The sequence below is a fragment of the Sphingopyxis sp. genome (assembly GCF_040216815.1).
GTDB lineage: Bacteria > Pseudomonadota > Alphaproteobacteria > Sphingomonadales > Sphingomonadaceae > Sphingopyxis.
In genome coordinates this window covers 460,508-487,006 of record NZ_JAVJOJ010000009.1, presented here as the reverse complement: position 1 = coordinate 487,006, position 26,499 = coordinate 460,508, and the positions used below count along the sequence as shown (strand labels likewise).

Below are 26,499 nucleotides of genomic sequence, written 5' to 3'. Positions count from 1 at the left end.
GTCCTTCTCCGCAGGGGCCGCAAAGACAGCAGCCCCGTCAGAACGGGGAGGGGAAGGGGATGACCATGACGACTGGACGAAATTTGATCCGCGCCGCGACAGCCTTGCTGCTGGCAACGGCGAGTTCGGCGGCGTTGGCGCAAGAGGGGGCGCAGACGGCGCCGGCCAGCGATGAAGGCGGCATCGCCGAAATCGTCGTGACCGCGCAGAAGCGTGAGGAGAATCTTCAGGACACACCGATTTCGATTGTCGCATTCGGATCGGACGCGCTCGAACAGAAGGGCGTCAATTCGCTCAGCGACCTGTTCACGGGAGGGATCCCCTCGCTCCGAATCTCGCCCTTTCTGGGCCGTGCTTCGGCCGTGTCGATCGGTATGCGCGGGCTCGTCCCTGTCGATGCGACGCAGGTGACGCGCGACCCCACGGTGGGCATCTATATCGACAGCGTATACGTCGGCCGCGTTTCGGGTCTCGGGATGGAGATGTCCGACATTGAGCGCATCGAAGTGCTTCGGGGTCCGCAGGGAACGCTCTTTGGCCGCAACACGATCGGCGGCGCGGTCAGCGTCGTGACCAAGCGCCCGACCGGCGAATTCGGCGTCGATGTAAAGGCCGGCATCGGCAACTATGAAAGCCGTACGGTCGCGGCGCATGTGAACCTGCCGCAGATCGCGGGGATCGCGATCAAGCTCGACGGGCTCTACAGCGACCGCGGTGGCCTGGTGCTCAACCCCAATCCCGACTTCCACGATTATTCGGAAATTCGCAAATATGGCTTCAAGGCAACGGCGCTGTGGGAGCCAGCGGACAATCTGTCGCTCCTCTATTCCTATGATCAATCGCACGATAAATCGACAAGCAATTACAGCGATATAACGGCGACCGACCAAGCCGCAGCGCTTCGCCCGACTTTCATCACCTTGCGCGAGGGGCGGGTAAGGACGGCGCGCACCGGCGTGCCGGTCCTTCGCAATCCGCAGCGCGCCCGCGGCCACTCGCTGATCGCCGAATGGGATGTCGCCGACAATCTGACGATCCGTTCGATCACCGCGTGGCGTGACCTGAAGTCGGTGCAATGGGACCAGGATACCGGCGGCGTCACGGCCTGGGGTCCCAATCGTCTGTTCGGCCGCCTAAGCTATGCACGCGTCGATCAGAACCAGTTCAGCCAGGAATTGCAGGTCGTCGGCGATGCGGGCGACTTCAAATATGTCTTCGGCGGCTATTATTTCAACGAGAATGGGGCCGACGAAGCGACGGTCTATTCATCGGGACGCCTCAACGCGGCGAACAATGGGGTGAACCTGTTTCCCGAGCCGCTTCCCGATGGCGGGGTAAACCGCATCCCCGATCGCGCGGCGCGGGTGAATGTGAAATCGAAGGCGCTGTTCGGCCAGGTTACATGGTCGCCGGAGGCGCTGTTGGGCCTCCATGTGACAGTCGGCGCGCGCTATACCGACGACCATAAGGATGGCCTGCTCACCGCAATTCGCGGTGTCGACCCGAACCTTGATTTCGAATTCAACTCGAGCCGCTTTGATCCGATGGCGACGATCGCCTATGATTTCACGAACGACATCAACGCCTATGTAAAGGTCAGTCGCGCCTATCGCGCCGGCGGCGCCAACACGCGCTCGTCCATCCTGCGCCCGTTTGGCGAAGAGGAATTGGTGGCATGGGAGGCGGGGCTCAAGGCGGACCTCTTCGACCGCCGGGCGCGGGTCAACATCGCTGCCTACACCAGCCGGCTTTCCAACCAGCAGGTCGATTTCATCAACCCGGCGTTTGTCTCCAATACCGAAACGGTGAACGCGCCGGAAAAACGCCGACTGAAGGGTGTCGAGGTCGATCTGACCCTCGCGCCGGTCCGCGACCTGATCTTCGGCGTCAATTATGTGTACACCGATGCGCCGCCGACACCCGTGCGCAATATCTTCTCGGGCATGATCGAGGAGGTGAGCTCCGCCTTCACCCCCAAACATGCGGTGACGCTGACTGCCGACTATACTCTCCCGCGCTTCTCTTTCGGCGAGCTCCGGCTGCATTTCGATGCGAACACCGCCGGCAATTATTTCGCTAACGGCACGGTCGATTACAAGGCCGACAGCGCTTTCCTCGTCAACGGGCGGCTCACCCTCGGCGACATCGACGTCGGTGGCGGCACGCTCGACGTTGCGCTCTGGGCGAAGAATTTGACCAATACGACCTATAATTATTTCGATTTCCGCATTGCCACCCGCAATACGACGACGCGCTACAACGATCCGCGCACCTATGGCATCGAAGCGCGCGTTCGGTTCTGACGATCAGGAGAATATCATGTCCTTCCGCCTGGCTCTTCTGGCCTCAGCTGCGCTCATTTCCGCGAGTCCCGCATCGGCCCGCAATATCGTCATCGGCAACGATGACGGCCTAACCGCCAATGTGAAGGCGCTCTATGAGGCGCTGAAGGCCGAAGGACATGATGTCATCGTCGCCGTGCCATGTTCGCAGCAGAGCGGCATGGGCGGCGCGCTGAAGATTCTCAAACCGCTTGGCCCGCTGGCGGCGGATTGCGTGAACGGCGCTGCGAAGGCCGGCGATCCGGGGGCGGGGCCGATGACCCGCGCCGGTCTGGGCAAGGATTTCTACTATGTCGACGGGACGCCAGTGATGGCGATGCTCTATGGCGTCGACGTCGTGGCGAACGAGAGATGGGGCAGGGCGCCCGACCTGGTGCTGTCGGGCCCCAATATAGGCCAGAATTCGGGCGCCATCGTCGTCAGTTCGGGCACGGTCAGCGTCGCGCAATATGCGATGATGCGCGGCATTCCGGCCATTGCCCTCAGCGCCGGAGAGAATAGCGCGAGCGACGCGGGACTTGTCAATCCGGTCTCCACGCAGGTCGCCAAGCGGTCGCTCGAACTGATCGACCAGTTGGAAAAGGCGTCGCTGGGGCGCGCGTTGCTGCCAGCAGGAACAGGACTGAACGTCAATTTTCCCGATACCCCGGAAAAAGCGGTTTGGAAACACGCCAGGATCGGAACCTATATGAAATATGATCTGAAGTTCGTAGCCGACCTCTCCGTGGCTATGGGGCAAGCGCCGGTAGCGGGACAACCCCCGCTTCCGGGTCTTTTTGCCTGCATCTCCGACCAGCCGCCGCGGACCGACGAAGACAGGGATGAAGCCGCGGTTGCGGTGGAGAACATCGCAGTCAGCGTAATGCAGCTTGCTTATGATGCGCCTGCAAGCCAAGCTACGGGCATCAGGCATATGTTGCGCGCTTTGGCAAAATAATCAGGTTACGCGACAGCCGACGGGGTTATCCCTCCTACCCTGATAGGCCGGGAATTGTGCACGCCGACCCGTTCGCCGTCACCGTCGGTTGCCCTGATGGCCGCGGACGTATTATGCCGCAGACTTGGTCTGCCAAAGGTCCGTTGATGCACAGTCCCTATCTGATGATGAATCTGCTGAGCGCGCTCTACTGGTTCGACGAGGCGCTCCAGGCCGCGCTCAGGGAAGCAGGCATTCCCAATGTCACGCGCGCGCAGTCGATGCTGATCGCGAATATTTCGGCGGGCGAGCATCGCGCGACGCGGATCGCGCGCAATCTGGGGGTGACGCGTCAGGCGATCAGCCTGATGCTCGGCGAACTCGAAGCGCGCGGCATCGTCGAAATCGTGCCCGACCCCGACGACCGCCGGGCGCGTATCGTGCGCTTCGCCGACGAAGCGAACGAGACGCGGCGCGCGGCGTCGAAGATCCTTCACTATCTCGAACTCAAGCTCGTCGAACGCATCGGCCTGCCGGCCTATCACGGCCTTCGCGATGCGATGCGGATGGACTGGGGCGATCCGCCCGCGGTGCCGCCCGAGGTGATTGTGGCGGACGAAGCCGATCAGCCTACCGGGCAAGTGACGGACCGATTTTAGTCAAGTTTCTTGACATAATTAGACGCCTAACTATTCTTGTCTCGACAGGCCGATTCGGGCCGGCTGGGAGAGACGAGGCATGAATATCGCGGTTCAGACACGTCGGACGGACGAAGAGGCCTTTGCCGATCGCCGTATTCCGAAAGGCGGCGATTGGTTGTCGCGCGAGGAACTTGCAGCGCTGACACCCGAGGAACTGGTGCGGCGGACCACTGCGCTCAAGCCGCTGGTCGCGGCGCACGCCGCCGAGTGCGAGTCCTTGCGGCGCCCGGTCGATGCGGTGTGGGATGCGATCCGCAAAAGCGGTGTCTTCTATCATTTCGTCCCCCGGCGTTATGGCGGGCTCGAATTCGACATCGACAGTTTCATCGACGCGATGCTGCCGATCGCCGAGGGATGCGCTTCGACCGGCTGGGTGACAGCCTTTTGCGTCGAGCATAATTGGATGCTCGCGCAGTTTCCCGAAAAGCTCCAGGACGAAACCTTCGGCGGCGATTTTCCCTATATCATCGCGCCGGGCGCGACCAATCCGCCCGGCGTCGCGCAGCCGGTGGACGGCGGCTATCGGCTGACCGGTCGCTGGAAATGGGGCACGGGCGTCATGCACGCCGACTGGGTGATGATCACCGGCATGATCCCCGGCGAAGATCCCCCGCGCCAGCTGTTCCTGATGGTTCCCGCGGGCGAGGTCGAGGTGCTCGACACCTGGCACGTCGACGGAATGATTGGCACCGGCAGCAACGACATCCGCTGCGAGAACGTCTTCGTTCCCGAACATCGCGTGATGGACATGGGGGAGATGCGCATGGGCTGTGCGCCCGGCGCGACGATCCACGCGCACAATCCGATCTATCGCATGCCGATGACGCCGTTCCTCGCGATCACCGCGGCGATCGCGGCGGTCGGCGTCGCACGGTCGGCGGTCGCGAATTTTCGCGAGCGCATCGGCGTTCGCACGATGCTGGGTACGACGGTCAAGCAGGTCGAAAAGGCGTCGGCGCACATGCGGCTTGGCGAGGCGGCGGCGAAGGCGGAAGCCGCGGAGACGATCCTGCGCGAAGTCGGGCGCCGCAATGTCGCGCTGACCGAAGCCGCGGGCGCGGGGCTGGTGAGTAACGAAGACCGTATCGCGATGCGTGCGCAGGTCGCGCTTGCAATGGAACTCTGCCGTGACGCCGTGCGGCTGCTGGTCGAGGGTGCGGGATCGAGCGCGCATATGCTGTCGAACCCGCTGCAGCGCGCTATGCGCGACATCAACGTCATGGCGAGCCACGTCGTTTACGACTTCGACGCCGCGACCGAATTGCTCGGCCGCTCGCTGATCGGATTGCCCCCGAACACGCCGGTGTTCTGATCACGATGAAATAATACGCAAGATGCTTGACAAAAAAATTGATACGAGCATTATCTTAGCATACTAAGAAAAGGCATCGCACGAGCTTTTGGGAGGCGCGAGATGCGGGAGAAGATGGAGATGGACCGGCGTAGCTTGCTCGCCGGGGGCTCGGCCGCCATCATCGCGGCGCAGGGCGCGCGTGCGGAGGCGGCCTCTGCGCCCGGGCGGGCCCGGTCGCAGAGGCGGCGGACGCGGCCAAATATTCTGCTGATCGTCACCGACCAAGAGCGCGCACCCGCCGATATTCCCGCGTCGCTGCCGCTTCCCGCGCACGAATGGCTGCGCGAGCGGGGCCTGTCGTTCGATCGCTTCCATGTGAACACCACGCCATGCGGACCGTCGCGGTCGAGCATCTATACCGGGCTGCATACGCAGCATACAGGCGTCTATGCCAATCCCAACTCCCCGCCCTATCCCGAGCTCAGCCCCGCAATTCCGACGATCGGCACGATGTTGCGGCAGGCGGGTTATCGCACGACCTACAAGGGCAAATGGCATCTTTCGAACATCAACAAGGGACTGAATTTCCGCGGCGTTGCCGGGGGCATCTTTCCCAACACGGCTGATGTGCTGGAGCCCTTTGGCTTCGGCCAGTATAATTTCGACGGCGAGCGCGTCGGGCTGACGTGGGAAGGATTCATCAGTGACGGCGTGACCGCCGCCGAAGCGGTCAGCCAGCTTCGCGCCTATGCCGCCGACGACGAGGATGCGCCGTGGTTCATGGCCGTCAATTTCGTCAATCCGCACGACATCATGTTCTTTGACGCGACCGGCGAGGGTGAAGAGACGCGGATGCGTCCCAATCTGGTCGCGCCGTTGCTGCCCGCGCCGGGCGACCCGCTCTATGATCGTGACTGGGGTTTCAAACTGCCGCGCAGCTTCTATGCGGACGATCTGGCGCGCAAGCCGCGCGCGCACGCGGCGATCAACGCGAGCGAATATGCGTTTTACGGCAAGATGCCGCACGGCGATGAAGCGGTGTGGAGCCGCAACCTCAACTATTATCTGAACTGTATTCGCGATGCCGACCGGCACATGAAGACGGTGCTCGACGCGCTCGCGGCGTCGGGCGAGCTCGACAACACGATCATTCTCTTCACCTCCGACCATGGTGAGCGCGCGGGCGCGCACGGGATGCGGCAGAAGGGCGGAACGATCTACAAGGAAGATGTGGGTGTGCCGCTGATCGTCGTCCATCCCGACCTGCCAGGCGGTCGGGCGACGCAGGCGCTCGGCAGTTCGGTCGACCTTGTGCCGACGATCCTGTCGATGGCGGGGGTATCGGAAGCCGAGCGGCGCGAGCGGCACCCCGCGCTCGTCGGGCACGACCTGTCTGCCGCGATCGCTGCGCCGGCTGCGCGTACCGGCCGCGATGCGGCGGGGATATTGTTCAACTATGCCGTGCGCTACGGCTGGAACGCCCCCGATGTGGCGCCGGGCGTGACCGAGGCAAGGCCGCTTGCCGAAAACGACCTGATGCTGCGCCGGCTCCACCGCGGCGTCCACGACGGACGCTATAAATTCGCGCGCTATTTTGCGCCGGCGCAGCATCATGTGCCGCGGCGCTGGGACGACCTTGTCGCCTATAACGACCTTGAACTTTACGACACCGCGAACGACCCCGACGAGATCGACAATCTCGCGTGGCGGCCGGACGCGCAAAAAATGCTGATCGAGCGCCTGAATGCCCAGACCAACGCGCTCGTTGCGGCCGAAATCGGCGAAGATAATGGCGCCGAATATCCGGGTCCGGCTTCGCAATACAGGACATTGAAGCTGACCTGATCCGTCCATTTGGGGAGAGGGATATGAGCATTGCGAGACTATTGGGGGGGAGCGCGCTCGCGCTTGCCCTGGGGACGCCTGCGCTCGCGCAGGAGGCGGCGGACACAGGCGCACGGACGTTCGCCGACCCGGAAGCGATCATCGTTACGGCGACGCGACGCGAGCAGACGCTGCAGGAAGTCCCGATCTCGGTCGCTGTTGTCGGCGGCGATCAGATCGAAAAGCAGGGCATATTGCTGTTCGACGATGTCCAGGACAGCGTGCCCAACCTCCAGATCGACCGCACCAACGGCAATTTCGCGATCACGATGCGCGGGCTGGGCGCTGGAACGGGCAATCTGTCGTTCGAGCAATCGGTCGGGCTGTTCATCGACGGCGTTTATCTCAGCCGCTCGCGCGCCTTTCAGAACCCGTTGCTCGACATCGCGCGTGTCGAGGTGGTGCGCGGTCCGCAGGGCGCCCTGTTCGGCAAGAACACCAACGCGGGTGCGATCAGCGTCGTAACCCGCCGTCCGACACGCAACGTCGAAGGTTTCGTGCGCGCGAGCGGCGAGGTCGAACATGGCGGCTGGAACCTCGAAGGTGCGGTATCGGGTCCGGTGTCCGACACGCTCAGCGTTCGCCTGACCGGACGTGTCGGTGCGATCGGCGACACGATGGTCAACACGATCACGGGACGCGACGAAAACGGGTCGCGTTACGCGGCGGTGCGCGGACAGATATTGTGGGAACCCACCGAAAATTTCGAGGCCTTGATCAAGGTCGAGCATGGATCGAACCGGATCGACGGCGGCACGACCGTGTTCAACTATATCGGCGACGCCGGCTGCTTACTGTGCAACGCCGTGCGGAATTCGGGAGAAGATGTCCCCGAATATCCGAGCTATCGCCGCGCGGCGCGGACGGTGAACCCCGAATATGACGACACCGACACGACGATGGCCCAGCTGACGATGAACCTCGATCTCGGCGACTGGACCTTCACCTCGGTAACGGCCTGGCAGGAACTCGATGGCGGGGTGAATTCGGATTACGATGGGCCGTTGACCTTTCTTGAATCGGACATCACCGAGCAGTCGAGTTCGCTGTTCCAGGAAGTGCGGGCGCAGCGCCCGGTCGGCGACGGCGGCGCTTTCATCGCAGGGCTGACCTATATCGACACCGACCTGCACATCCAGCAGGCGTCGCTGTTCAACGCAGCGAGCGCAGGCAGCCCCGCCCCGCTCAACGGCCTGTCGACGCGCCAGTTCGACCAGAAGGGCCGGTCGCTGTCGCCCTTCGTCTCGCTCGAGATGCCGGTCAGCGAGCAGGTCATGCTCAGCGGCAGCCTGCGCTATTCGCACGAAAAGCGGACCGGGCGGGCGCGCTCGTTCAACGACGGGATTTTTCCGCCGACCTATCTGCCCTATGACATCAACGAAACGCGCAAGGAAAGCCTGTGGGATTATTCGCTGCGCGCGCGCTACGAATTCAGCCGCGATGCCTATGTCTATCTGAGCTATGCGACCGGGACGAAGGGCGGGGGCTTTGTCTCCAACGATGCCCTGCTGCTCTTTAATATCCGGAACGGCATCGCGACCTTTCAATATGATTCCGAGCGCGCCAGGTCGTGGGAGGTCGGCGGCAAATTCCGCTTCCTCGGCGGAAAGGGCAATCTCAACATTGCGTTGTTCCGCACCAACTTCAGCGATCTGCAAGTGTCCGAATATAATGGCACCGCCTTTGTGACCGGCAACGCCGCGTCGGCGATCGCGCAGGGGGTGGAGGTCGATACCGACATCGGGCTCGGCGATCATTGGCGGATCGGCGGCAGCCTGGGCTATCTCGATGCGCATTATAAGGATTATCCGGGGGGCGCCTGCCTCTATGACGCGCCGCCGACCTGTACGCCGCAAACGAACAATCTGGCCGGCGAGCGGCTTGTGCGTGCGCCCGAGTGGACGGCGAGCGGTTTCATCGAGGCCAAATATCCGGTGTCAGACCGCCTCTTCGCGCTCGCGCGTGCCTCGGCGAACCATCAGTCGCGTTCCTTCTTCCAACCCGACATGAACCCGCTCAATTCACAGGGCGCGTTCACCAAATTGGACGCTCGGCTGGCGGTGGGACGCGAGGACGGGCGATGGGAAGTGGCGCTCGTCGGTCGCAACCTCACCAACAAGATCACCACCACACAGGGCTTCAACACGCCGGTTTTCGGCGGCAACAGCCATATGGCGCTGGTCGGCGCTCCGCGGACGGTGACGGTGCAGCTCTCGCTGGACTTTTGAACATGGCGGCGGTGCGGGGCGACTTGCTGTTGATGGCGGGGGGCATCCGGCCCGGATCGCTCAACGAACGGCTCATCGGCTGCGCCGCCGACATTGCGGACGAATTGGGGGTGCGGACGACCCGATTGTCCCTGTCCGATTACCGGCTGCCGATGTTCGGTGCCGACGCGCTATCGATCGACGAGGTGCCCGAGGCGCTGGAGCTGAAGGCGATGTTTCATAGCCATGGCGCGATCATCCTTGCCAGCCCCGAACACAATGGATCGGTCACGGTGATGCTGAAGAACGCCATCGACTGGATGTCGTGCCCGAGCGGCGGCGAGGCGCCACAGGCCTATGGCGCATTCCGGCGCAAGGCGTTCGGGTTGGTGTCGGCATCATCGAGTCCGTTCGGCGGCTTGCGGGGGCTTTCGCAGCTTCGCCATATATTGACGACGGTGCAGGCGCTGGTGGTGCCCGATCAGCTCAGCGTACCGTACGCGCACCGCGCCTTCGATGCGCAGGGGCGCCTCACCGATCCTTTTCTGGACCGACTGCTCGCCGATCTGGTCCGGTCGGTCATGGAGGTCGCCCGGGCGTAGGAGGCGGGCGATGCCGGCGAGCAGCAAAGCGGATCCCGCCCGTGCATATTGGGCCATCGAGGACAGCCTCGGCCATCTTGCGCGCCTGATCTTTCGGTCCTTTTCCATGTTGCGCGACGCGCAAACGCGCGCGCATGGCGTGTCGTCCGGGCACTGGACTTTCCTGCGGCAATTGTGGCGTGAGGACGGGCTCAGCCAGCACGAGCTCAGCCGCCGACTCGTGATGCAGGACGCAACCACCACGGTCGCGCTGCGCGGACTGGAAAAGCAAGGGCTGATCCATCGCCACGTCAATCGCCGGGATCGCCGCGAAACGCTCGTCTATCTGACCCCGCGCGCCCGCGAGCTCGCCAGCACCCTGCTGCCGGTCACGGGCGACGTGCAGACACTGGCGACCCGCGGCTTTACACCCGACGAAGTGAGGGCGCTGCGCAGTCTGTTGTGCCGCATAATCGTCAATCTGGTGGAGGAAGAGGCTTCACATTTGGACCGGGGCCAATGGTAGGCGCCCCATATGCGCGCATACGCCGGACGGCTTGCGCCTATTTCAAGCGCTGAGGAAGCCCTGCAAAAATGATCTGCACTTCGGCCACAGCCTGGGCGACGGCCTGGTTCGCGCGGCCGGCCTCGTCGCGGAACCGGCGCGCCAGCGCATTATCGGGAACGATGCCGAGCCCGACCTCGTTCGCCACGAGGATGAGATGGCCCTCGAAGCGGTCGATGGCGACGCAGAGTTGCCGAACGGCGGTTTCGATGTCGGCGCCCGCAAACATCAGGTTCGATAACCAAAACGTCAGGCAATCGACGACGAGCACCGCCTTGGGTTGGCTCGCTTCGCCGATTGCGGCGGCAAGGTCGAGCGGTGCTTCGACTGTTCGCCATCGCGCGTCGCGATCGGCCCGGTGCCGGGTGATCCGTTCGCGCATCTCGTCATCATGGGCCTGAGCGGTCGCGACGAAAATATGCCGACCGGCCACGGCTTCGGCGCGGCTTTGCGCGTAGCCGCTTTTTCCCGAACGCGCGCCGCCGAGGACGAAAAGACTATGCCGGATCATCGCGGCATTCCGGTAGAGGTCATGGCAAGGTCCAGCAGCCCGTCGATGTCGAGATGGCGGGCCAGCTCGGCCGCGATGTCGTCGAGCGCGGCGTCGACGTCGGCATGATAATCGCGTCCGCTGCCCGCGACCGCGATGCGGCCCAGCAGCGCGCGGCGCAAGTCGGCCGACGCGAAGAGTCCGTGGATATAGGAACCCATGACCCTGCCCGACGCGTCGATCGCGCCCTCGGGCGTATCGTCGGCCAATAGGGCGAACGGCCGTTCCAGCCCCCGTCCGCAGGTTTCGCCCATGTGCATTTCATAGCCCTCCGCTGCGGCGCCCAGTGCAGTGGCGCGGGCGGGGCGCAGGGTTTTTTCGCGCGACAGCGTCGTTTCGATGTCGAGCAGGCCCAGACCCGGCGCCGCCGAGGGCGCTCCTTCCAGACCCAGCGGGTCGGCGACCGTGCGGCCGAGCATCTGAAAGCCGCCGCACAGCCCGACGATCATGCCGCCCCGCCGGTGGTGTGCCCGTATGTCGACGTCCCACCCCTCCGCGCGGAGCGCGGCGAGGTCGGCGATCGTGGCCTTCGATCCGGGCAGGACGATGATCGCGGCTTCCGCGGGGATCGGCCGCCCCGGCGGCACCATCACCAGTTCGACCCCGGGTTCGAGCTTGAACGGGTCGAGGTCGTCGAAGTTCGAAATGCGCGGCAGGATCGGGCAGGCGATCATGCGCCGCCCTTCGCTCGCTTCGACGCGGCGCTCCAGGATCACGGCATCTTCGCTCGGCAGGCGGGCGGCGGCGGACAGCCACGGGATCACGCCGAATCCGCGCCATGCGGTGCGGTCCTCGATCGCGCGATAGCCATCGTCGAACAGCGCCGGATCGCCGCGAAATTTGTTGATCAGGAAACCGCGGATCATGGCCGCATCCTCCGCGTCCAGCACCGCGCGCGTACCGACGAGCGAGGCGATCACCCCGCCGCGATCGATGTCGCCGACCAGGATGACGGGGACCGAAGCGGCGCGCGCAAAGCCCATGTTGGCGATGTCGCCCGCGCGAAGGTTGATTTCGGCGGGCGAGCCCGCGCCCTCGACGACGACGAGGTCGCAATCGGCGCGCAGCCGGTCATAGCTTTCGAGCACTTCGGCCAGCAGCGTGCCGCGTGCTTCGCGAAAATTGCCGCTGCCCAGCGCACCGCGCACGCGGCCGTGGACGATCAGCTGCGACGTGCGATCGGCCTGCGGCTTCAGCAACACCGGGTTCATGTCGCTGTGTGGCGGCACCCTGCAGGCGGCGGCTTGCAGCGCCTGCGCGCGGCCGATCTCTCCACCGTCGATCGTGACCGCGGCATTGTTCGACATATTCTGCGGTTTGAAGGGGCGGACGCGAAGGCCGCGCTGGGTGAAAGCGCGGCAGAGCCCGGCGACGAGCACCGACTTGCCGACGTCCGAGCCGGTGCCTTGGAGCATCAGAGCGCCCACGCTGCGCCTCCCGCGATCAGCCACAGCAGGAGGCAGGCGCCGAGATAGACACCCAGCGCCCGGTGAATATCGCGGCTCGATGCGCGGTCCCTGCCGCTTCCTATCCAGGCCTTGTCGTGCATGATGCCGTCATAGGCGACGGGCCCGGCGAGGCGAAGCCCTAGCGCACCGGCCATCGCCGCCTCGGGCCAACCGGCGTTGGGCGAGGCATGTCGGCCCGCGTCGCGCCACATGACGCGCCACCCGCCGCCGCCTGCCAGACAGAGCAGCACCCCGGACAGACGCGCCGGAAGCAGGTTCGCCAGATCGTCGCTCCGCGCCGCGGCCCACCCAAAGGCCCGCCAACGGGGTTCGCGATGACCGATCAGGCTGTCGGCGGTGTTGATCGCCTTGTAGGCCCAGGCGCCCGGCAAGCCGAACAGCAGGAGCCAGAAGGCAGGGGCGACGACGCCATCGCAAAAGCTTTCGGCCAGGCTTTCGATCGCGGCGCGCGAAATCGCGCTTTCGTCGAGAGCGGCGGTGTCGCGGCCGACGATCGCGGAAACGGCCGACCGCGCCGCGGACAGGCCATGATGATCCAATGCCGTTGCCACCGCACGGACATGATCGAACAGGCTGCGCTGGGCAAGCGCCGGCCATGCGAGCAGGCCGACCGCAAGCCATCCGAAGCCGCCGAGGCGGTCGATAAGCAGCGTTTGTACGAGCCATGCCGTGCCGCCGGCGAAAAGGATCAGCAGCAGCATCGTTAAGAGGCCCAGCGCGCGCCGCATTCGGGGCGGCCATGCGGCGTTGTTCCAGCAGGCTTCGTATCGGTGGATCAGCCGTGCGAACAGCCCGACGGGATGGCCGATCCGGCGATAGAGCGCGGTGGGCCAGCCGAGCGCGGCGTCGATCCCCAGCGCGACGAGAGCGACGGGCTCAGCCATCGGCGAGCGCTGCCCTGAGGCGCGCGAGAGCTGCGTCCCCTGTGGGGAGTCCGATACGAAGCCATTGCGGCGCGTCGGCGAACGGGCGGGTCAGGATCGCGCGCCGTGCCAGCCGATAGAACAGGTCATGCGCGCGGTTCGTTCGGATCAGCCGGAACAGCGGGCAATCGCCGGTCGCGACATAGCCCCTCTCGGAAAGCAGCGCGTCGAGCGTCGCTGCCTGGACAGGAAGGCTGCGGCGCGCCGCCGCGATCCAGTCGCCATCGGCATAAGCGGCCGTGCCGATTTTGATCGCCGCGGCCGAGAGCGGCCAGGCGCCGAGCAGCGCCCGAAGATCGCCGAGGAAGCTTCGAGGTCCGAGGACGAAGCCCAAGCGCACACCCGCGAGGCCGAAGAATTTTCCGAACGACCGGAAAAGGATGAGGCGGCGGGCGTCGTCGATCGACGATGCGATGCTGAGCGCCTCATCGAAGTCGGCGAAGGCTTCGTCGACGAGCAACCAGCCGTCGCCGCCGTGCCGATCGAGCAGCGCACGCAGCGCGGCGGGATCGCTGACGCGGCCGTCGGGATTGCCCGGATTGGCAAAGACGATGGTTCCGTGACGGTCCGCTAGCGCGCTCCATCCAATAGCGGTGCTCGCCTCGATCATCGCCGCATGGGTGCGATAGCCGGGGGCGATGTGGTGCGCGGCGCCGCCGATCAGGCGTCCGGCGAGCCGAAGGCCAATCTCGGTGCCGGGAACCGCGCAGACATATTGGGGGTCGACGCCGAAATAGGCGGCGGCGACGGCTTCGAGCGCGGCGAGGGCGCCGGGTTCGGGCAGGCGCTGCCAGTCGATCGGCATTTCGGCAGCGCCGGGCCAGGGATGGGGGTTGATGCCGGTCGAAAGGTCGATCCACGGCGCGCCGCAATCGCCGAAGTGGCGCTTCGCCGCCGCAAGATCGCCGCCGTGGAAGGTCCAGCTTTGGGTCATGCGAGATGCGACCAGACGAGCGCCACCAGCAGCAGGAGGCTCTCGCTCACCTCGATGCCCGCGCCGTGGCCATCGCCCGAAATCCCCCCGATCCGCGCTCGAAGCCACCAGCCCCAGCCGGCGATAACGAGCGGCGCGGCGATGAGCGACGGCGACCAACAGGCGGCGGCAGCAAGCAACGCCGCCCAGCCCGCGAGGTCGACCGGCCGGATGACGCCGCGAAAGCGCGAACCCAGCCCCGAATGCAGGTCGGGCAGCCAGCGCGACCACAGCAGCGGCCCGATCCGCGCTGCAAAAGGAACGAGCACGATGGCGGTCCAGGCCGCCGCGCCCGCGAGCGCGTGGAGCAGGACGAGCTTGGCGGCCAGCTGCACTGCGATGGTGACGACGGCAAAGCTGCCGACATGCGGATCGGACAGGACGGCCAGCATCCGTTCGCGATCCTTGTGCGCCGCGCCGCTGGCGTCGGCAATATCGCCGAGCCCGTCGAGGTGGAGCGCGCCGGTAACCACGGCCCACGCCACCAGGCCGAGCAGCGCGCCGGTCCAGCTGTCGAGGCGTGCTCCGCTCCACGCCGCCGCAGCGACGATTACGCCGACGATCAGGCCGACGGCGGGGAACCAGCGCATCGAGGCGGCGAACTCGGCCGCCGAAACATGCAGCCGGGGGGTCGGCAGCCGGGTCAGGAACTGGATCGCGACGACAAGGCCCTTCATGGATAGAGCCCCGCGATCTGGGCGCTTGGCGGCTCGCCCGGCCAGACGCACAGCGACAGAAGCACCCCATAGGGCAGGTCGAACGACCAGAGCTGGCGGTGATCGAACCCGCAGAGGATGTGGAGTGCGGCGCGGATCGCGCCGCCGTGCGTGACCACCAGCGTCGGGCGCGGGGCAAGGGCGTCGATGGCCGCCGACACGCGCGCGACAAGCGCTCGCCAGCTTTCGCCGCCCGGCGGCGGATTGGTGTCCGGGTCGTGCCAGAAACGGCCGAGCGCCGCGCGGTCGACGTCCTCGCTCGCCTTGCCGTCCCAGTCACCGAAATCGAGTTCGCGCCAGCGGGCGTCGATGATGAGCGGGAGGCTCAGCCGGGCGCCGATTGCCGCGCCGGCAAGGCGGCAGCGTTGCAGGTCGGACGCGACAAGTTGCTCGGCGCCTAGATCGGCGGCTTGGCCGACGCAGGCGGCGATGCCTTCCGGCGTCGGTGCGCCATCGGTGCGCCCCATCAAAAGCCCCGGATGGTCGGGTGCGCCGTGGCGCAGGAGGTGGAGGGCAAAGCCGGTCAAAGCGATTCCGATACCGCTGCTTCTGCAAAAGTCGCCATCTGGTCGTGCGCCGCGAGCGCCGCGCGGACGACGCCCGCCGCGACCGCCGCGCCGCTCCCTTCGCCAAGCCGCATTCCGAGCATGAGCAGCGGCGCGAGCCGCAGCTTGCGGAGGAGCAAGGCGTGCCCCGGCTCGGCCGAGCAGTGGGCGGCGACGCAGTGATCGGCGATCGACGGATTGTCGGCAAAGAGCGGCGCGACGGCCGCGCAGCTGATAAACCCGTCGAGCAGGACGGGGACGCCGAGCTGGCGCGCGCGCAGCACGGCGCCCGCCATTGCCGCAATCTCGCGCCCGCCGACGCGGCGGAGGGTTTCAAAAGCCGACGCGGCGGCATAGGTGTGGACGGCGAGCGCACGGTCGACGACCCCGATCTTCCGCGCCACGCCTTCGGCGTCGACCCCGGTGCCCGGCCCGACCCATTCGTGGGCGCCGCCGCCGAAGCTGCGCGCGCAGAGCGCTGCCGCGGCGGTCGAATTGCCGATCCCCATCTCGCCGAGCAACAGCAGGTCGAGATCCTCATCGACGACCGCGGCGCCCGCATTGAGCGCGTCGAGGCATTCGGTCGCGCTCATCGCAGCGCCGGCCGTGAAATCGGCGGTCGGACGGTCGAGGTCGAGCGGCACGACGACGAGTTCCAGCCCGGCGACAGCTGAAAGCGAATTGATCGCGGCGCCGCCGCGATGGAAATTGGCGACCATCTGGGCGGTCACGCTCGGTGGAAAGGCGCTGACGCCATGTGCAGTGACGCCGTGATTGCCCGCGAAGATCGCGGCGCGGCCGCGATCGAGCCGCGGACGCTCACGGCGCTGCCAGCCAGCGAAGAAGATCGCGATCTCCTCAAGCCGTCCCAGCGATCCCGCGGGTTTGGTGAGCTGCGCTTGCCGCGCGCGCGCGGCATTCTGCGCCTCGCTGTCGGGGCCGGGCAGGTCGGCGAGGGCGGTTTCGAAGGCGGCGACGGAGGCGAAGATGGTCATTCGGCGACAAATCCAGGCGGCGGGGTACGCGTGATGAAATGGCCCTTCACCCCTTCGGGCCACAGCGCATAGGCGACGCGGCCATGCTCGCTGGCGGCGTAGTGAACGGCATAGTCGAGGATTGCTCGCGCCGCCCCTTCATCGGGAGCGAAGCGGCCGAGGACATAGCCGATCTTGCCCGGCGCCCGCAGATGGACGGCGCAATGGTCCTGGCACGCGAAGAGGCACGGCATCGCCTGCACCGCGATGTCGGCGTAGTGCGCGTCGGTCGCCTTGACACGGTCCAGCGCCTCGATCAGCCGTGCGCCGCCGGTGCGGCCCTCGGCATCGGTGCGCGCCAGCCGGTCGTGGCGGCAGGTGCTGCACGCCACGATCGCGGGGCCGGGATCGACCGGGATCAGCACGGGCCCGTCATGCGGTCGCCGGTTTCGGCGGCGCGGGCACGCCGACGAAGACGAGCAGGCGATAAAGCGCGTACAGCCCGATCAGGATCGCGCCGTTGCGCAGCAATTGTTCGGCGAGCAGGTCGGGCGCCATCGCGGTGTGCAGCCCGCCAAGCACGAGCGCCCAGAGCAGAATGATCCCCTTGAACGCGGTGAAGCCCGCGGCGTAAGCGAGACCGAGCTGCGCCGCGGCGGAGCGATAGCCCGCGAGGCGCAGCGCTGCATAGCTTGCGAGCGCCGAGCCGATCGCGGCAGTGCCGAGTCCGGCGCCCCACGCCAGCGTGCTGCCGTCGCGTGGATAGCCGAGGAGGAAGAAGCCGACGAACTGGCTCGCCGCCCACGCGAGCAGCATCAGCACCAGGCCGTCGCGGCGGCGCATATGCACCGCCGCGAGCGCCGCGAGCGAGGGGAAGGGGGTCGCGCAGGCGAGCACGAGCGTCGTCGACATACTCGCCGCGGTCAGCAGCGACACCCAGAGCGCAGAGGCGCCGTTTATCCGGAGCGCCGCCATCAGAAGCGCCCCCTGATACCGGCGTAGATGCTGCGGCCGATCGAGCCATAGCGGAACGCGGTCATATACTCCTCGTCGAACAGATTTTCGGCGCGCGCAAACAGCTTTACCGCGTCCGACAGCGCATATTCGGCGCGCAGGTCGACCAGCGTATAATCGTCCAGCCGCGTCGCATTGCTCGCATTGTCATAGCTCTTGCCCGACCAGCGGACAGCCCCGCCCAGTTCCAGCCCGAAGCCGAACGCATAGCTTGCCGAGGCATTGGCGGTGTGGCGCGGGCGCCGCGGCAGCCAGTTACCGAAATTGGCGCCGCCCGGCGACCGGTCCTCGGCGACGACCCAGCTGTAGTTGCCATCGAGCCGCAAACCGCCGAGCGTGAGCGCCGCCGCCGCCTCGATGCCGTGCGCCTTGCTGCGCGCGACGTTCCGATAATAGCCGAAGCGCCGCGTCGCCGGGTCGCCGGGAACGAAGCACAGCGGTTCGGTCGAGGTGGCGGAGCAGCTGTTGTAAATGATCTGGTTCGTCGTGGTGCGGTCGAACCAGGCGGCCCCGATCACCAGCTTGCGATCGAAGAGCTGCTGCTCGATCCCCACTTCCCAGCCATGGGCTTCCTCGGGATCGAGCGCGACATTCCCATATTCGCTGAACAACTGAAACAGCGACGGCGCCTTGAACCCCTCGCCATAGCTGGCGCGCAGCACCGTGCCGGTCGCCAGCCGCCACACGCCGCCCGCGGCGAACAGCGTCTGCCCACCGTAGCGGTCGTGGTCGTCATGGCGCACCCCGCCGTTCAGCGTCAGCCCGTCGATCGGCTGGATGCCGAGCTGGCCATAGAAGCTTGTGATTTCGGCTTCACCGCGCGCGAAATCGGGCACCGGAACGGCGAGCGATGCCGAGGGCGAGCGGCTGCGGAAGCGCGACCGCTCATTTTCGGCGCCGAAGATTGCGGCGATGCGGTCGGTGATGTCGACGCTGGCCTGATATTCGAAGCGCCTGTTCCTGCCATCGGCCTCGAAGCTTTGCTGACGCGCGCGGTCAGGGTTGAAATTGTCGCGGTTGGTGTCGGTATAGGCATAGGCGAATCGGTTGCGGAAACGCCCATCCGCCAGGTCGACATTCACCCCCGCATAGCCGACAAATTCCCTGTTCAACCCATAGTCGTTGCTGTCGGTGTTGAAGCCGTCGAATTCGACCCGTCCGCTCGCATAAGTGCCGCGAAGGTCGATGCTGACCCCGTCGGCCAGTGTCAGTTCGGCGCGGGCCGAGGCGTTATAGTTGCGATAACCATCGCGCTCGACTCCGCCGAATGCCCTGGCGTGCGAGGAAATACCGTCGGTCGTGAAGCGCTGCCCGCCGATCCGCCACGCGAGCGGTCCGGTGCGCCCCCCGATCGCGGCGCGCGCGCTCACCGTGCTCCGCGACCCTGCCTCGAGGTCGAAGCTGCCCTCCAGCGCCTTTTCGGGGGAAGCGGTGACGATGTTCACGACGCCGCCGATCGCCTGGCTGCCCCACAGGATCGACTGCGGCCCGCGCAACACCTCGATCCGCGCAATGTCGCCCGCGAGCAAATTGGTGAAGTTGAACCCGCCGCCGGTCGACGACGGATCGTTGAGCTTCACCCCGTCGATCACCGCCACCGAATGTTCGGATTCGGCGCCGCGGATACGCAGCGAGGTCGCGGTGCCGTAGCCGCCGTTGCGCGACATGCTGATCCCCGGCGTGCGCAGCAGCAATTCGGTGACGCCGATGTCCTGGCTGCGGTCGATCGCCTGCTTGTCGAGCACCGCGACCGACGATGGGATTTCGTCGAGCGTCAGCGGTGCGCGCGTAGCGGTGACGATGATGCTGTCGGCCTCGCCCGCTTCCTCGGCAAGCGCAGGCAGCGCAGCCGCGAGAGCGGCCACGGACAGCGTGGTACGAATGATAGTCCTGAACATGATAACCCCATCGACAAGACCGCTCGCGCGCCGGGTCGATGCGGTTGTCCGGGATTGGACGCACGACATCGGCCCGTGCGCGCGCACGGCCACCTTTGTCGTCGCTCGGGTTCACTCCCCGTCCGCCCGGCACACCCTGTCCGCACGAAAGACGACGGCGACGGGCAGGTCTCCTGGCTCGCGGGTCGGTGCCGGTCCGGGCCGCCTTCTCAGGACTTTGTGTCCCAATGGCATAGGGCCCGATGGCTCTCCGCTTACAGTTGCAGGGGCAGCCGGGGTTTTGCACCCCATTCCCTTTTGATCCCCTCTCGGGGAACCTGTCGCTGGCGCGCCGTTACATCGAATGCCGGGTGGCGGTCAATCGTCCTTGTCCCGCACCCGTCCGAATGTCGTCACCGTCGGCCAGTCGCCGCCGGTTTCAACGCGCGCGTCAATGCCATACACTTGGCGCAGCAATTCGGGGGTCAGCACCTCGGCGGGTGGGCCGTCCGCCGCCACCGCGCCGCCGTCGATCAGCAACAGGCGGTCGCAATAGCGCGCGGCCATGGTGAGGTCGTGCAGCACCGCGACCACCATCGCGCCCGCGTCGGCCTCGCCGCGCAGCATTTCCATCACGTCGATCTGATGCCCGGGGTCGAGGCTGGCGAGCGGTTCGTCGGCGATCAGCCCCGGCGCCTCGACCGCCAGCGCGCGCGCGAACAGCACCCGCGCGCGCTCGCCGCCCGACAATTCGGTGGCGTTCCGGTCTTTGAGGTCCATCACGTCGGCGCGCTCCATCGCGCGCGCAATCGCTTCGGCATCGGGGCCGCCGACTTTCGACATCGGCGCGAGGTGCGGCAGGCGCCCCAGCCCGACGAGCCGGTCGACCGTCAGCGGCCAGTGGAGCGTCTGTCCCTGCGGCAGATAGGCGATCCGCCGTGCGAGTTCGGCGCGCGGCATGTCCGCGACCGCTTCGCCGTCCAGCAGGACGCGGCCGGTTGCCGGAACAAGCGCCAGCATCGCGCGCGCCAGCGTCGATTTGCCCGCGCCATTGGGGCCGACAATGCCGGTCAGCGTCCCCGCCGCGAACGCCGCATCGACGCCGCGCACGACGGTTCGGCGACCCAATGTCACACCGACCTGTTCGAGTGCCAGCATCACCATAGCCGCCGCTCGCGCATCAGGTGAATCAGGAACACCGGCACGCCGAGAAAGGCGGTGACGACTCCGAGCTTCAGCTCGTTGGTCGTCGGAAGGGTGCGGACGCCGAGGTCGGCGAGGGTCAGCAGCGCTGCGCCGCCGATTGCCGACGGCAGCAGGATCGCCGACGGGCTGCGGTCGGTCAGCGGGCGGATCAGATGCGGCACGATCAGGCCGACGAAGCCGATCGCCCCCGATACCGCCACCGCGCCGCCGACGCCGATCGCAGTGCCGATGAGCAGCCGCAGGCGCAGCCGTCCAAGGTCGGTGCCGAGCGCCTGCGCCGCATCCTCGCCCAGCGTCAGCGCGTCGAGCGCGCGCCCGTCCCACAGCAGCAGGGCGGTGCCCAGCGCGATGCAGGGCAGGGCGATCCACAGATGGTCGAACGACCGGTTCTCCAGGCTACCGAGCAGCCAGGTCATGATCTCCATCGCCGCGAACGGGTTGGGCGACAGGTTCAGCGACAGGCTGATCCCCGCGCCCGCGAGCGTCGCAACCGCGATCCCGGCGAGGATCAGCGTCAGCGGGCTCTCGGCGCGGCCCGCGAGCGCGAACAGCAGCGCCAGCGACGCGAGCGCGCCGCCCGTCGCGAGCAGCGGCAGGACAGCGGGATGCAGTTCGGCCAGCCCGAAATAGAGCGCCGCGACAGCGCCGAGCGCGGCGGCGTTCGATGTGCCGAGCACCGAGGGTTCGGCCAGCGGGTTACGCAGATAACCTTGCAGCGCCGCCCCCGCGAGGCCCAGCATCGCGCCGACCGCGAGCGCGAGCAGCGTCCGCGGCAGGCGGAGGTCGAAGAGGATGATGCTCGCCACCCGGTCGCCGCTGCCCGTCGCGGCGGCGAAGAGGCGCGCCAGCGACAGGTCGACCGATCCGAACAAGAGCGAGGCGAGCGCCGCGACCGCCGCCAGCACCGTCAGCGCGGCGATCAGCGACCGGCGCGGCAAGGTCAGGCGCGTCACGGCCGATCGCCCGCATCGTGGCGCGCGATCTGCGCCGCGATGCCGCGCGCGGCCAGCGTATAGGCGGGACTGCCGCACACGGTCCACGCCTGCGGCACGCTGATGCGCGGGATGCCGTCGAGCGCGGGATGGTGGAGCATCTCGCTACCCTGGTCGGTCACGACGTCGGTGGCGCTTTCGACGATCAGAAAGTCGGGCTGGGCGGCGACCATCTCCTCAAGGCTCAGCTGCGACAGCGGCGGCTTGCCGAGTTTTCCGGCCAGGTTGACGAGCCCCACGCGCGTCATCAATTCGTCGATCAGCGTACCCGTGCCGGTCATATAGCCGCGCCGCTGATAATAGGCCGCCACGCGCCCCTTGCCCACACGGGGCAGGCCTGCCAGTTCGCTTTCCATCCGCGCGATCAGCGCGGTGCCGCGTGCAGGGCGGCCGACCGCTGCCGCGGTGTCGCGGATCGAGGCGTAGATTTCAGGCAGCGTGTTGGCGGTCGCAAGGTCGAGCAGCGGATAATCCTGCCGCGGCAGCGCATTGAGCGCTGCGCTGCGGCTTGCGGGCATACCGACGATCAGATCGGGTTCGATCGCCAAAATCTGTTCGGCCGAATTGCTGAGCCGCGCAATGCCCTTTGCCTTGGCAGCCTCACCCGACATTTGGGGATCGGTCGCATTTCGGGTCAGTCCGGCGATCTGCCCACGGTCGGCGAGTGCAAGCACCAGCTGGTCGGCGCAAAGGTTGATCGACACGATCCGCTGCGGTGCACGCGCGGCGCTGGGGCGCGGGGAAGGGGGCGGAGAGGCTGCCCACAGCAGTCCCGCGCCGCCCACGAGCAGCGCGGCCGCCGCCAGCAGGCCGCGCCTGCCGATCAAAATTCGATACCTTTTTGCGCTTTCACATTCTGTTCGCGGAACGGGTGCTTCACTTGCGCCATCTCGGTCACGAGATCGGCCGCGCCGATCAGCGCTTCGGGAGCGTTGCGTCCGGTGACGATCACATGCGTCATATGCGGTTTCGCGGCGAGCGCCGCCAGTACCTCGTCGACGGGCAGGTAATCATAACGCAGCACGATATTCAGCTCGTCGGCGATCACCATGGCATAGGCAGGGTCGGCGATCATCCGCTTGACCTCCTCCCACGCTTCGCGCGCCACCGCAATGTCGCGGCTGCGGTCCTGTGTGTCCCAGGTAAAGCCTTCGCCCATCGGCTTGAATTCGATGAGGTCGGGGAAGCGGTCGAACACCGCTTTCTCGCCCGTCGCCATCGCGCCCTTCACGAATTGCACGACACCGACCTTCATTCCGTGCCCGATCGCGCGCACCGCCATGCCGAGCGCCGCCGAGGTCTTGCCCTTGCCAGGGCCGGTATGAACGATCACCAGCCCCTTTTCGACGGTCTTCGTCGCGATCTTCTTTGCCTGTGCGGCCTGGATCTTCTTCATCTTCGCCGCATGTTCGGCGTCGCTGCGCGCCTTCATCAGAAACGTGCCCGCACGCCGCCATAGGCTGCACGCCCATAGGTGCCGTAACGGAAGGCGGTCGCATAATCGGCGTCGAACAGATTGTCGATCCGGCCGTAAATCTCGAAATTGCAGCCCACCGGGAAGGACGCCCGAATGCCCGCGAGCGCATAGCCGTCGAGCGGTATGTTATTGGCAAAATCGTCGAAACTGTCGCCAACCATCGTCAGCGTCGCGCCGGTTGAGAGGCCGAACGACCAGTCGTAATCGGCCGACAGGCTGACCGCGTGCGCGGCGCGGCGGGGCAGGCGCTTGCCGTCGAACGCCGGGCGGCCCGAGCGGTCGCGTACGTCGATATAGCTGTACGCCGCCGCGACGTTCAGCGCATCGACGGGCTTCAGCGCCACTGTCGCTTCAATCCCCTTGGCGCGCGTGCGGTCGACATTGCCATAGGTGAAGGTCGCATTGTCGTAATTGATCTGATCGTTCGTGTTGCGCAGGAACGCCGTCAGCGAAATCAGCGCGCGTCCGTCCGCAAGGCTGTGGTCGATGCCGACATCATAGCTCTTCGACCGTTCGGGGCGCAGTGTGGCATTGCCGCTGAACGCGTCGTAAAGCTGGTAGAGCGAGGGGGCCTTGAACCCCTCGCCATAGCTCAGGCGGAAATTGGTCGTGCCGCCCAGCGAATAATTGGCGTTGGCGCCGAATGTCGTCGCGCCGCCGAACTGGCTATGATCGTCGTGGCGGACGCCGCCCGACAACGACAGCCCGGCAAAGGGCTGAAGGATCGCCAGCGCATAGGCGCTGTCGATATTGGCCTTCTGGCTGTCGGTCGATCCGAAACCGAAGAAATCATAGTCGGGGCGCTCATGCTCATATCCGAAGATCAGCTTGGCTTGCTGCACCGGCGTCACGACGCCCTGATATTCGAACCGTAAATTGGTGCCCGAATAACCGTAATCGGGCGCCGCCCCGCGCACGAAATAATAATCTCGCTCGTTCCGCATCCACGTGACCGCGGCGCGGCTGGTGAAATTGCCGTCCAACAGGCCAAGGTTCAGCCCCGCATAACCGACATATTGGTCGAGCTTGGCGATGTCGGCGCTGTCGGCGGGGGCGCCGAAGAAGCTGTCATAATCGAGGTCGGCGTTGATGTAATAGCCGCGAAGATCAAGGCTCAGCGCGTCGCTGAACGCGACCTTCATGCGCGCGTTGCCCGCAAAATTCTTGTATCCGTCCTTCTCTGTGCCGACGGCGGCCGATGAAATGCCGTCGGTACGGAAATAGGCACCGCCGATCCCGCCCGACACGGCGCCTGCAGAGCCCGATATATCGGCTTTGGCGGTCAGCGTGTCGCTATAGCCATATTCCGCCGATGCGCTGCCAGCGAACCCCTCGGCAGGGGTTGCGGTCGACAGGCTGACGACGCCACCGATCGCCTGGCTGCCGTGGACGACCGAGTTCGATCCGCGCAGCACCTCGATCCGGCGGATATTGCCGGTCAAGAGGTGGCCGAAATCATATCCGTCGCCGATGCCGCTCGGGTCGTTGACCTTCACCCCGTCGATCAACACCAAAGTCTGCGTCGTTTCGGCGCCGCGCAGCGACACGCCCGCGACCGACCCGGTGCTGCCGTTGCGCGTGAAGCGAACCCCCGGCGTCGCCGCGAGCAGGTCGATGACGTCGACCGCCTGGCGTCTTTCGATCGTGTCGGCATCGATGAGCGTGATCGCCTGCCCGACCTCATCGCGCGGCTGTTCGATGCCCGATGCGGTGACGACGATATCGTCGCTGTCGCCGCTCGTCTGTGCGAGTGCGGGCGCCGCCGTAGCAAGCGCGAACAGGGAAATGGATGCGAATCTGAACATGGAAGGCCCCTCGACGCCGCAACGAAGGCGGAGCCTGCCGGGCGCGCGGGGGCGAACGGCCGATGTCGGCGGCGCAGGTGGCGTGATCGCCTGCGACGCGGCACCGTGGCGGCTCCGGCCGCCTGGTCGTCGCTCGACGGAAGCTTCCGTGCCGCGGCCTTCTCCTGGACCGGGGCATTGAGCGACCCGCGCCGGCAGGTCTCCTGGCTCGCGGGTCAAGGCTTGATGCACGCCTTCCCAGGTCGCCCCAGTGGCTGATCCGAACAATCGGACCGGTGCATCGCGCTCGCCGCTTACAGTTGCAGGGACAGCCCCGGATTCGGCGGCCTTTTGCCAAGGCCGCCTCACCGCGTTCCCATATTAAGCCCTCTCGGGCACCGGCGCGATCATTGCGAGGACATTGTCCTCACGGCGTGGCCCATAGCGAAATGCCATATTTTGGCAATCGCTTTTCCTTGCCCTCGCTCTACCGTTCAGGCGTCGACCATCGCGTGATATTCGGCTTCGGCGAGGAAGCGCTCGGCGTCGAGCGCGGCCATGCAGCCCATGCCCGCTGCAGTGACCGCCTGGCGATAGATTTTGTCGGTGACGTCGCCCGCGGCAAAGACTCCGGGAATCGCCGTCAGCGAGGTGCCGGGCGTCACCTCGAGATAGCCGTCGGCGTCGAGCGGAAGCTTGCCCTTGAACAATTCGGTCGACGGGCTGTGTCCGATCGCGACGAACCCGCCGTCGGTCGGCTCGTGGCTCGCCGCGCCGGTGACGGTGTCGATCAGGTCGACGCCGACCAGGCCCGATACGCCCTCGCCCGCGACGAAGCGTTCGACCTGCTTGTTCCAGAGGATCTTGATCTTGGGATTGGCGAACAGGCGGTCCTGCAGGATCTTTTCGGCGCGCAGCGAATCGCGGCGATGGATCAGCGTCACGTCGTCGCTATGGTTGGTGAGGTAGAGCGCCTCCTCGACCGCGGTGTTGCCGCCGCCGATGACGACCACCTTCTTGCCGCGATAGAAAAAGCCGTCGCATGTGGCGCAAGCCGACACGCCCTTGCCGCCCAGTTCCTGCTCGCCGGGGACGCCGAGCCATTTCGCCTGCGCGCCGGTCGCGATGACGAGCGTTTCGGCGAGATAGACGTCGCCGCCGTCGCCGGTCAGCCGGAACGGGCGCTGCGTCAGGTCGACATCGACGATCGTGTCCCAGATCATCGACGTGCCGACATGCGTTGCCTGCGCGGTCATCTGTTCCATCAGCCACGGGCCCTGGATCACTTCGGCGAAACCGGGATAGTTTTCGACATCGGTGGTGATCGTCAGCTGTCCGCCGGGTTGCAGCCCCTGTACGACGATCGGCTGCATCCCCGCGCGCGCAGCATAGATGGCGGCCGACAGACCGGCGGGGCCGGAACCGAGGATGAGCATTTTCGTGTGATGGGTGCTGGGCATGACGGTCTTTCAACAGGGTGCTGGCAGGCACAAATGGGTGTTGCCAAGC

Annotated in this window: 24 protein-coding genes and 2 riboswitches; of the genes, 8 read left to right on the top strand and 16 right to left on the bottom strand. The window is 66.1% G+C overall.

Annotation, left to right across the window (positions count from 1 at the left end):
• Positions 1-65: 65 nt before the first annotated feature.
• The 8 genes from RIA72_RS12825 (at position 66) to RIA72_RS12790 (ending at position 10,451) form a co-directional block, all read left to right on the top strand.
• Entirely contained in the window at positions 66-2,303 is a 2,238-nt protein-coding gene (locus RIA72_RS12825; protein ID WP_350032446.1) for a TonB-dependent receptor, read from the top strand.
• 16 nt (positions 2,304-2,319) lie between these two features.
• Positions 2,320-3,279, top strand: coding sequence for a 5'/3'-nucleotidase SurE (locus RIA72_RS12820; protein WP_350032445.1), 960 nt, complete (start codon positions 2,320-2,322; stop codon positions 3,277-3,279).
• A 146-nt stretch (positions 3,280-3,425) separates the two neighbouring features.
• Positions 3,426-3,917: a MarR family winged helix-turn-helix transcriptional regulator gene (locus RIA72_RS12815; RefSeq protein ID WP_350032444.1), complete on the top strand. Its 492-nt coding sequence runs from the start codon at positions 3,426-3,428 to the stop codon at positions 3,915-3,917.
• Between the two features lie 79 nt (positions 3,918-3,996).
• On the top strand, positions 3,997-5,271 hold the full coding sequence (locus tag RIA72_RS12810) for an acyl-CoA dehydrogenase family protein (RefSeq protein ID WP_350032443.1): 1,275 nt from the start codon (positions 3,997-3,999) through the stop codon (positions 5,269-5,271).
• A 120-nt stretch (positions 5,272-5,391) separates the two neighbouring features.
• Entirely contained in the window at positions 5,392-7,098 is a 1,707-nt protein-coding gene (locus tag RIA72_RS12805; RefSeq protein ID WP_350032442.1) for a sulfatase family protein, read from the top strand.
• Between the two features lie 23 nt (positions 7,099-7,121).
• The gene (locus tag RIA72_RS12800; RefSeq protein WP_350032441.1) at positions 7,122-9,365 is read left to right on the top strand and encodes a TonB-dependent receptor; all 2,244 of its coding nucleotides are present in this window, start codon (positions 7,122-7,124) and stop codon (positions 9,363-9,365) included.
• A gap of 2 nt (positions 9,366-9,367) precedes the next feature.
• Complete coding sequence (locus tag RIA72_RS12795; protein WP_350032440.1) at positions 9,368-9,946, top strand: NADPH-dependent FMN reductase; 579 nt, start codon at positions 9,368-9,370, stop codon at positions 9,944-9,946.
• A gap of 10 nt (positions 9,947-9,956) precedes the next feature.
• Positions 9,957-10,451 carry a MarR family winged helix-turn-helix transcriptional regulator gene (locus RIA72_RS12790; RefSeq protein WP_350032439.1) on the top strand — a complete coding sequence of 165 codons (495 nt, stop codon included), beginning with the start codon at positions 9,957-9,959 and terminating at the stop codon, positions 10,449-10,451.
• Positions 10,452-10,488: 37 nt separating this feature from the next.
• On the opposite strand, the gene cobU is transcribed toward RIA72_RS12790, so the two are convergent.
• The 16 genes from cobU to trxB all read right to left on the bottom strand — a co-directional run bounded on the left by cobU (position 10,489) and on the right by trxB (position 26,450).
• Positions 10,489-11,001 (bottom strand): bifunctional adenosylcobinamide kinase/adenosylcobinamide-phosphate guanylyltransferase, encoded by a 513-nt coding sequence (cobU, locus tag RIA72_RS12785; protein ID WP_350032438.1) that lies wholly within the window; start codon positions 10,999-11,001, stop codon positions 10,489-10,491.
• On the bottom strand, positions 10,998-12,467 hold the full coding sequence (locus tag RIA72_RS12780; RefSeq protein WP_350032437.1) for a cobyric acid synthase: 1,470 nt from the start codon (positions 12,465-12,467) through the stop codon (positions 10,998-11,000). The genes cobU and RIA72_RS12780 overlap by 4 nt, the downstream gene beginning before the upstream one ends.
• Entirely contained in the window at positions 12,455-13,393 is a 939-nt protein-coding gene (gene cbiB / locus RIA72_RS12775; RefSeq protein WP_350032436.1) for an adenosylcobinamide-phosphate synthase CbiB, read from the bottom strand. The genes RIA72_RS12780 and cbiB overlap by 13 nt, the downstream gene beginning before the upstream one ends.
• Complete coding sequence (locus tag RIA72_RS12770) at positions 13,386-14,366, bottom strand: threonine-phosphate decarboxylase (RefSeq protein ID WP_350032435.1); 981 nt, start codon at positions 14,364-14,366, stop codon at positions 13,386-13,388. Before RIA72_RS12770 ends, cbiB begins: the two co-directional genes overlap by 8 nt.
• Positions 14,363-15,082, bottom strand: a complete 720-nt coding sequence (locus RIA72_RS12765; protein ID WP_350032434.1) for an adenosylcobinamide-GDP ribazoletransferase — start codon at positions 15,080-15,082, stop codon at positions 14,363-14,365. Before RIA72_RS12765 ends, RIA72_RS12770 begins: the two co-directional genes overlap by 4 nt.
• Positions 15,079-15,648 carry a histidine phosphatase family protein gene (locus RIA72_RS12760; RefSeq protein ID WP_350032433.1) on the bottom strand — a complete coding sequence of 190 codons (570 nt, stop codon included), beginning with the start codon at positions 15,646-15,648 and terminating at the stop codon, positions 15,079-15,081. Before RIA72_RS12760 ends, RIA72_RS12765 begins: the two co-directional genes overlap by 4 nt.
• Complete coding sequence (gene cobT, locus RIA72_RS12755) at positions 15,645-16,661, bottom strand: nicotinate-nucleotide--dimethylbenzimidazole phosphoribosyltransferase (protein ID WP_350032432.1); 1,017 nt, start codon at positions 16,659-16,661, stop codon at positions 15,645-15,647. Before cobT ends, RIA72_RS12760 begins: the two co-directional genes overlap by 4 nt.
• Complete coding sequence (locus RIA72_RS12750) at positions 16,658-17,065, bottom strand: DUF1636 domain-containing protein (protein WP_350032431.1); 408 nt, start codon at positions 17,063-17,065, stop codon at positions 16,658-16,660. The genes cobT and RIA72_RS12750 overlap by 4 nt, the downstream gene beginning before the upstream one ends.
• 7 nt (positions 17,066-17,072) lie before the next feature.
• Positions 17,073-17,615 carry a hypothetical protein gene (locus RIA72_RS12745; protein ID WP_350032430.1) on the bottom strand — a complete coding sequence of 181 codons (543 nt, stop codon included), beginning with the start codon at positions 17,613-17,615 and terminating at the stop codon, positions 17,073-17,075.
• On the bottom strand, positions 17,615-19,552 hold the full coding sequence (locus RIA72_RS12740; protein WP_350032429.1) for a TonB-dependent receptor plug domain-containing protein: 1,938 nt from the start codon (positions 19,550-19,552) through the stop codon (positions 17,615-17,617). The genes RIA72_RS12745 and RIA72_RS12740 overlap by 1 nt, the downstream gene beginning before the upstream one ends.
• 146 nt (positions 19,553-19,698) lie before the next feature.
• A riboswitch (cobalamin riboswitch) is annotated at positions 19,699-19,888 on the bottom strand.
• A 21-nt stretch (positions 19,889-19,909) separates the two neighbouring features.
• Positions 19,910-20,695: an ABC transporter ATP-binding protein gene (locus RIA72_RS12735; RefSeq protein ID WP_350032428.1), complete on the bottom strand. Its 786-nt coding sequence runs from the start codon at positions 20,693-20,695 to the stop codon at positions 19,910-19,912.
• Positions 20,689-21,681, bottom strand: a complete 993-nt coding sequence (locus RIA72_RS12730) for a FecCD family ABC transporter permease (RefSeq protein WP_350032821.1) — start codon at positions 21,679-21,681, stop codon at positions 20,689-20,691. The genes RIA72_RS12735 and RIA72_RS12730 overlap by 7 nt, the downstream gene beginning before the upstream one ends.
• Positions 21,682-21,686: 5 nt before the next feature.
• The gene (locus tag RIA72_RS12725; protein ID WP_502957955.1) at positions 21,687-22,556 is read right to left on the bottom strand and encodes an ABC transporter substrate-binding protein; all 870 of its coding nucleotides are present in this window, start codon (positions 22,554-22,556) and stop codon (positions 21,687-21,689) included.
• A complete protein-coding gene (gene cobO / locus RIA72_RS12720; RefSeq protein ID WP_350032427.1) occupies positions 22,553-23,161 on the bottom strand; it encodes a cob(I)yrinic acid a,c-diamide adenosyltransferase in 609 nt (202 codons plus the stop codon). The genes RIA72_RS12725 and cobO overlap by 4 nt, the downstream gene beginning before the upstream one ends.
• Complete coding sequence (locus RIA72_RS12715; RefSeq protein ID WP_350032426.1) at positions 23,161-25,011, bottom strand: TonB-dependent receptor plug domain-containing protein; 1,851 nt, start codon at positions 25,009-25,011, stop codon at positions 23,161-23,163. Before RIA72_RS12715 ends, cobO begins: the two co-directional genes overlap by 1 nt.
• A gap of 176 nt (positions 25,012-25,187) precedes the next feature.
• A riboswitch (cobalamin riboswitch) is annotated at positions 25,188-25,408 on the bottom strand.
• A gap of 76 nt (positions 25,409-25,484) precedes the next feature.
• Positions 25,485-26,450: a thioredoxin-disulfide reductase gene (gene trxB / locus RIA72_RS12710; RefSeq protein WP_350032425.1), complete on the bottom strand. Its 966-nt coding sequence runs from the start codon at positions 26,448-26,450 to the stop codon at positions 25,485-25,487.
• Between the last annotated feature and the right edge of the window lie 49 nt (positions 26,451-26,499).